Annotated in this window: 4 protein-coding genes; all 4 read left to right on the top strand. The window is 62.5% G+C overall.

What is annotated here, in order from left to right:
* The first annotated feature begins 192 nt into the window (after positions 1 to 192).
* From EH199_RS24065 to EH199_RS24050, 4 genes are read left to right on the top strand one after another with little or no spacing between them, the layout of a single operon-like run.
* On the top strand, positions 193 to 1,584 hold the full coding sequence (locus tag EH199_RS24065; protein ID WP_124811548.1) for a site-specific integrase: 1,392 nt from the start codon (positions 193 to 195) through the stop codon (positions 1,582 to 1,584).
* Positions 1,581 to 3,368: a hypothetical protein gene (locus EH199_RS24060; protein ID WP_124811547.1), complete on the top strand. Its 1,788-nt coding sequence runs from the start codon at positions 1,581 to 1,583 to the stop codon at positions 3,366 to 3,368. The genes EH199_RS24065 and EH199_RS24060 overlap by 4 nt, the downstream gene beginning before the upstream one ends.
* Complete coding sequence (locus tag EH199_RS24055; protein ID WP_124811546.1) at positions 3,365 to 5,590, top strand: integrase; 2,226 nt, start codon at positions 3,365 to 3,367, stop codon at positions 5,588 to 5,590. The genes EH199_RS24060 and EH199_RS24055 overlap by 4 nt, the downstream gene beginning before the upstream one ends.
* Positions 5,591 to 5,634: 44 nt before the next feature.
* A complete protein-coding gene (locus tag EH199_RS24050) occupies positions 5,635 to 6,537 on the top strand; it encodes an ArdC family protein (protein WP_124811545.1) in 903 nt (300 codons plus the stop codon).
* Positions 6,538 to 6,595: the final 58 nt, after the last annotated feature.

The raw sequence follows: 6,595 nt of genomic DNA, 5'->3' as shown, positions 1-6,595 counted from the left end.
TTATCTGGACAGTCTGCACCGCGCCTGACGCACCATTGATCGGTATGCTTCAGCGCAACGCAGGGGGGCATCAGGCCGGATGAAGCGCTATCCATAAGCTGGCGTAATCCGGCCTGATGACCACCGTCCCGCAGGCACGCAACGTGTGCGATCTGGAGTCGGGAGGGGGTCTGGGAGAGGGGCTGACAAGCTGTGGATATTTCAGGTGCGTCGATCGTCATTCAGGAGCGCCGCACGGCGGATGGCCTGGACTCCTACATCCCGGTAATCCTGCGTGATGGTGCGATCTATGATCTCCACCTTGAGCGCTACTTCCTCGATTTGCCGCTGAACGGTTCGCGTTCGCGACACTCGTTGCGCGCCCATGGCTATGATGTCCTGGTCTGGGTTCGCTTTCTCGCTTCGGCCCGTGGCAAGTTCGTTTGGCAAGCCGATGCCGATGATGTCGGTGCCTATCATCGTGCCCGGCGGCGCAGCGATGCTGAGTTCCGGATTTCGGCATCGACGTGGAACCGGGCGATTGCCTCGCTCGACAAGCTTTATCGATGGGCCGAACGGGAGGGTTTGATCGAGCGTACACCTTTTACGCATCGTCAGGTCTGGCGACGATCGCACGATGGGCGCCGGGCGGCGGTCACGGGCCGCAATGACGCCTATGAGCGCGCAGCCCGTCGTTCCGACGTCCGTTTCATCGATCTCACCGATTACCGCGCCTTCCGGGAAGTGGGTTTGCGCGGCCTGACCGTTGAAGGGACCGAGCGTCCTGGAGCGCGTGACCGCAATGGCGCGCGCAACGCGCTGTTCGCCGATCTGCTGGTCACCACCGGCCTGCGCCTGGAAGAGGCATCCCACTTGCTCTCAGCTGAGATTCCGGTTTGCGACGCCCGCTCGGAACGTCAGCGGCGGGTCGAGCTTCCGGCGGCACTTACCAAGGGTGACAGGGGGCGAAGCATGCTGCTGCCGCGCCGTTTGTTGCCGGTGTTTGACGCCTACATCGCCGTTGAGCGAGCGGCAGCCGTCGCCAAGTTCGCACAGCGCCGTGGCTGGGAAGCCATCGACCGCCCGATCTTCATACACAGCCCCTCATTCGGGCAGCGCGCATTGCATCTCGTTGGCGGTGGCACGATGGACATGGAGGTCGTCACACCGGATGAACGCGCAAGGCTTGTTATTTGCGCTGACGATGGAACGCCGCGCGAAGCCGCGGTCCTCTGGCTGACCGAGGTGGGCCATCCTGTGTTGCCCAACTCGTGGGAAGCGATCTTCGCACGGGCGAGCCGCCGCTGCACGGACGCCGGCATCCCGGTCCGGCTTAGCCCCCATCAACTCCGGCATTCCTTTGCAGTCCACATGCTGGCCATGCTGATCCAGCGCCGCCTCGCCGACGCAGCGGCACCAGTGGGCGCCATGGAAGGTTATCGCCAGCTGGTCGGCGATCCGCTTCAACAGGTCCAGCGATTGCTTGGCCATTCGAGCCTCGCGACGACCTCTATTTATCTGGATCACCTCGCCACGCGTGCCGATACCGTCGATGCGGCAGTCGAAGAGCTGTTGGCACTCGTACCAGGCTATCTTCGATCATGACCGCTGCTCCACGCAAAGGACGCAAGGTCAGCTTCGAGACCGAGGCGGCTGCGCCCCAAGCCGATCCATGGTCGCAGATCAGCACGCTGCGCTTCATGATCCATCCCTTATATGGCGGCGAGCTGCTCGTCGATTTCACGGGCTTGCGACCACGCGGCCTGGCGCTCGCATTTGCCCGGAGCCTGTTCATGCTGGCTGCTCCGCGCGGCCCCATCATGGTACGTTCGTCCCTCAAGACATACGCCAACCAGCTGCCAAGCTTCTTTGCCTACCTGGCCGGGACAGGTGACCGGATCAACGGCCCTGCTGACCTTCGCGCCCATCACATCGATGGATTTGAGACATGGCTCAGCGCGCAGGGCAAGTCTCGCGTGCATGGACCAACCTATGTCGCCAAGGTCGTTTCCGTCCTTCGTCGCATCGCGGACGACAGCCCTGAGCTTGTCGATTCCGGCTTGCGGGAACGACTGCGCTACGTCAGCTCACACGCACACGTTCGTTCCCGTCCACGCGATGCCTACAGTCCGTATGTAGCCCGCCAGCTGCGCGATGCGGCACGCGCTGATATCGCTGCCATCGAGGCGCGCTTGCGATCGGGGCCACAGATCGATGAGGTGCCGCAGATAGATGCCGCATATTGCAAAGCCCATGCTGCCATCGAGACAAACGGTGTTCTGGGCTACCGTGATCCCACGTTTCAGAGCCTTTACAAGCTGCGCAAAAAGCGCGATCTCACCAGTGACAGGCTTAACCTGAGGCTCCACGCAGCCCACTATCTTACTGCCGACGATATCGTCCCGCTTCTTGTTCTGCTCTTACTCGAGACAGGGCTTGAGCTGGAGTGCTGCAAGTCGCTCACCCTCGATTGTCTGCGCAATGCCGCAGGTGGTACCGTCGATATCGCCTACACCAAGCTGCGGGCACACGGTGCCGAGCACAAGACAATCCGGGTGCGTGATCGCGGCTCATCCACCCCTGGCGGTCTGATCCGACGCATCATCGCCCTATCGTCCAAGGCCAGGGTCCATAACTCCAGCGATAACCTTTGGGTCTATTTTCAGCCGGGCGAGATCACCGCAGGTATTCGTCAACTGCGCTTGAAGGTCAGTGCCTGGACGCAGCGCCATTGTATTACCGATGATCAGGGTAAACCGCTCCATCTGTGTCTTTCGTATCTGCGCAAGACGCACAAGGCCTTGTGGTATCTCAAGACCGAAGGCCACATGGCCCGCTTCGCCGTTGGTCATACCGTCGATATCGCGGCACGGCACTACGCCGATATTCCCTCCCTCAGACCGCTGCACGAGCAGACCGTGGCAGATGCCCTCGAAGAGGCGCTCGCTGGTCCAATGATCCTGCCTCCTCAAGACGAGGACCGGCTGCGCGGCGAGTTGGCAAGCCCTGATCCCGATGATGGGGGCATTTCAACCGCACTGCTCGATGGCGAACAAGACGTCTGGCTTGCAAGCTGTGGCAACTTCTATTCCAGTCCCTTCGCATCCGTCGGCACCCCATGCCCTACACCGTTCTGGGCCTGCCTCGATTGCCGCAACGCGGTCATTACCGCGCGCAAGCTGCCTGCTATTCTCGCCTTTCTCTCCTTCGTCGACGCTCAGCGGGTCGGCCTGAGTGCTGCTGAGTGGACCACCAAGTTTGGTCATGCCCATGATCGCATCGTTCAGCAGATCCTGCCTGCCTTCGCCGAAGACGTCGTGGCAAGGGCCCGTGCCCAAGTCGCGGACGACCCTCCCACGGTCTATCTGCCGCCAGAGGCACGGGCATGACCGCTGTCCAGCTTCTGGCGGAGAGCGGCGATGAGCGCGATGCCCTCCCTGTGCTTATGACCGCGCCTTTGCGCCCCGGCTGCGATCGCGCGCATATTTCACGATACGGCGATCCGGTGTGGGATCTGGCTCCCGGCGTATTTCGCGACAACGCCCGGCGCTGCCATGTCACGATACATTTCGGCGGTATCAAAGATCCATCCATTGCTGATGCCCTGCGCCAGATTCTCCATGCGCGGCTCAATGTCGATCTCCCCGGTCACCGTTCGCGGCTTGAGCCGGCCGGGGTGCGCGGCGAGGCCAACCGGACCTTGCGCTTTTTCGACTTCGTCAAGGCCCAGCTGGGGCGTTTCGATCTCGGCCGGGTCGATCAGGCTCTGGTCGATCGCTACGCCAGATCCTTGCGCCTAGCCGGGCTGCGCCCAGTTGCAGCGGCAGCGCTGCTGCGGATCATCTTTGACCTGCACGAGTTGCAGCATCATCTGCCGACTGCGCGCCTGTCCTTCGAACCGTGGCCGGGACGCAGTCCGTTTTCCGTGGCGGGCGCAAAGCATATTGCAGGGGAGAACCGGACGCCGCGCATTCCTGAAGCGATCATGACGCCGCTCCTCTCCTGGTCGTTGCGCTACGTGACCTGCCACGCAGGCGATATCCTTGCCGCACGGGCGGAACTTGATCGCCTTGAAGCAACGCGCAACCGTCTGCTTGCCGCTGAGGAAGCTCTGGATCCCGCTGTTCGTCGGTTACGGCAACGCCAACGCCTCCTCGACTATGTTGCATCCTTGCGGCAGCATGGGCGCGGCATTCCGATCTGGACCACGGCACATAACGGCGCAACGCGAACAGATCCGCAAACCGGCGCCGCCACGCCGCCGATCAACTACCACCTGATCCACCTCCATGCCGGTATCAACGCGCAGGCCGAACCTGCCATGCACCTTGGCCTGGCCACGGGTGCACCAGACCTCATCGCCGCTGCCATCGCAGAACTCGGCACCGAGATCGGCGGCATGGATACGCCCATTTCTGCCGATCCCGATACTGGCCTGCCTTGGCGCACCCGCTTCGATGCCAAGGTTTTGCCCCTCGAGGAAGTCATGCTGCAGTCCGCAGCCTATATCGTATGTGCCTTTCTCTCAGGCATGCGGGACAGCGAGATCCAAGCCATGAGGCGGGGATGCCTGTCTATTACCAGAGCCGAAGACGGTACGATCTTGCGGCATCGTATCAAGTCCACTGCTTACAAGGGCAAGCGCGGCGGCGGCGAGGAGACCGAGTGGGTGACCATCGCGCCGGTCGCTGAAGCCATCGATGTCCTCGAACGCCTTTCCGCGCGGGCGGGACAAGCGCGCGGAACAACGACCCTGTGGCCAGTCCTCACGCTTCGGGCCAATACCAAGACGCACGTCTCTGCAGAGATAGTCCGGCAACTCAACCGGTTCCGCGATCACCTCAACGACCAATTCGGATCCGCGCAGGCACCCGTCATTCCTGCCGGACCCGACGGCCGACCATGGCGTCTGACAACGCGTCAGTTTCGCCGCACAATCGCCTGGCACATCGCCAACCGGCCCTTCGGAACAATTGCCGGCATGATCCAGTACAAGCATGCCAGCGTTGCGGCTTTCGAAGGCTATGCTGGCAGCAGCCGGTCCGGATTTCGGGGAGAGATCGAAGCCCAGCGTGCGCTCGGCCAGATCGACGATATCCTTGTCTACTTCGACGAGCGGCAAAGTGGCGCACGCCTTGGCGGGCCTGCCGCTAACAGGGTCGGAGTTGTGCTTGATACTGCCGCCCACGAGTTGGCGCCGCTACCTGCCATGATTGCCGACCGTCCACGTCTGCGCACCATGCTGGGCAGTCTCGCGCGGACATTGCATGTCGGCCCGCTGGCCGATTGCTTCTTTGATCCGGCAACTGCCCTGTGCCTGAACCGGAGTTCGGAGCCAGGCGCAAGCGGGCCAATGATCTCCATGTGCGAACCGGTCCGCTGCCCCAATGCCTGCATCGCCGAACGGCATCGCCCGGCATGGCAGCGCGGTGCTGATGAGGCACGGTTGTTGTTGCGCGAGAAGCGGCTTCCAGAGCCGCAGCGGGTGACGCTTCAGGCCGAGGTGGCCAGAATCCAGCGTGTTCTTGAACAGATCGCACCGGGTACCGCCACACCGCATAACGGTATGGCGGGAGAGGAAGAGGAGGCGGGTTTGCGGGTGACGGATTGAAGGAGCGGAAGACAGTTTCCCTCCGCCCGTCGTGGAGACCTGCCATGTCCCGATCTCACCCTGCGACGCCACGAGCCGACGTTTATTCGCGCATCACCACCGAGATTGTATCTGCCATCGAAGCCGGTGCCGGCGATTGGCGCATGCCCTGGCACCATGATGGCGCTGCTACCACCAGGCCGCAGAACGTCACATCCCGCCGCCGCTATCGCGGCGTCAACGTGCTCGCGCTCTGGATTGCCGCAGAAGCGGCTGCCTATTCCAGCGGTCTTTGGGGGACCTATCGCCAGTGGGCATCGCTTGGCGCACAGGTCGGCAAAGGTGAACGCGGAACGACGGTTGTGTTCTGGAAACAGGCCGCATCGCGCGCCGATGATGATCATGACGATGGCGAAGCCGGACCCGGCCGCATGTTTGCGCGGGCCTTCACCGTTTTCAACCTCGCCCAGGTCGAGGGCTATGAACCCCCACCTGCCGCAGTTCTACCCGAGGGCGAGCGGTTCGGGCACGCCGAAGCTTTCGTCGCAGCCCTCAAGATCCCGATCACCGAGGGCGCCTACGATGCGCACTACCGGATCGACCTTGATCACATCTTCATGCCGACCTTTGCCTCGTTTCGGGATGCATCAGCACAGATGGGCACGCTTTTGCATGAGGCGGCCCACGCCACAGGGGCAAAGCATCGGCTCGACCGCAACTTTGCCGAACGTTTCAAGCGCGACAGCTTGGCGATCGAGGAAATTTGCGCTGAACTGACCGCATCGTTCGTGCTCGCCGACCTCGGGATCGCTCACCATCCGCGGGCCGATCATGCCGCCTACGTAGCATCGTGGTTGCGCGCACTCAAAGACGACCCTCGCGCCATCTTCACCGCCGCCAGCAAGGCGCAGGCGGCCGCCGACTGGATGCACGCCCAGCAGCCCCAGCCTGAGGAGATCGCCGCATGATCCGCGCCCCGAAAATTTGCGGTGGAAGTCACATTAGGGCTGGACTGTCAGGATATGT

The sequence above is a fragment of the Novosphingobium sp. LASN5T genome (assembly GCF_003856955.1).
Taxonomy (GTDB): Bacteria; Pseudomonadota; Alphaproteobacteria; order Sphingomonadales; family Sphingomonadaceae; genus Novosphingobium.
The sequence above is the reverse complement of the archived record's forward strand: the minus strand, read 5'-3'. Positions and strand labels throughout refer to the sequence as shown.

Coding starts and splice junctions, on each gene's coding strand:
- EH199_RS24060 (WP_124811547.1), top strand. CDS start 1,581: ATGACCGCTGCTCCACGCAAAGGACGCAAGGTCAGCTTCGAGACCGAG.
- EH199_RS24055 (WP_124811546.1), top strand. CDS start 3,365: ATGACCGCTGTCCAGCTTCTGGCGGAGAGCGGCGATGAGCGCGATGCC.
- EH199_RS24050 (WP_124811545.1), top strand. CDS start 5,635: ATGTCCCGATCTCACCCTGCGACGCCACGAGCCGACGTTTATTCGCGC.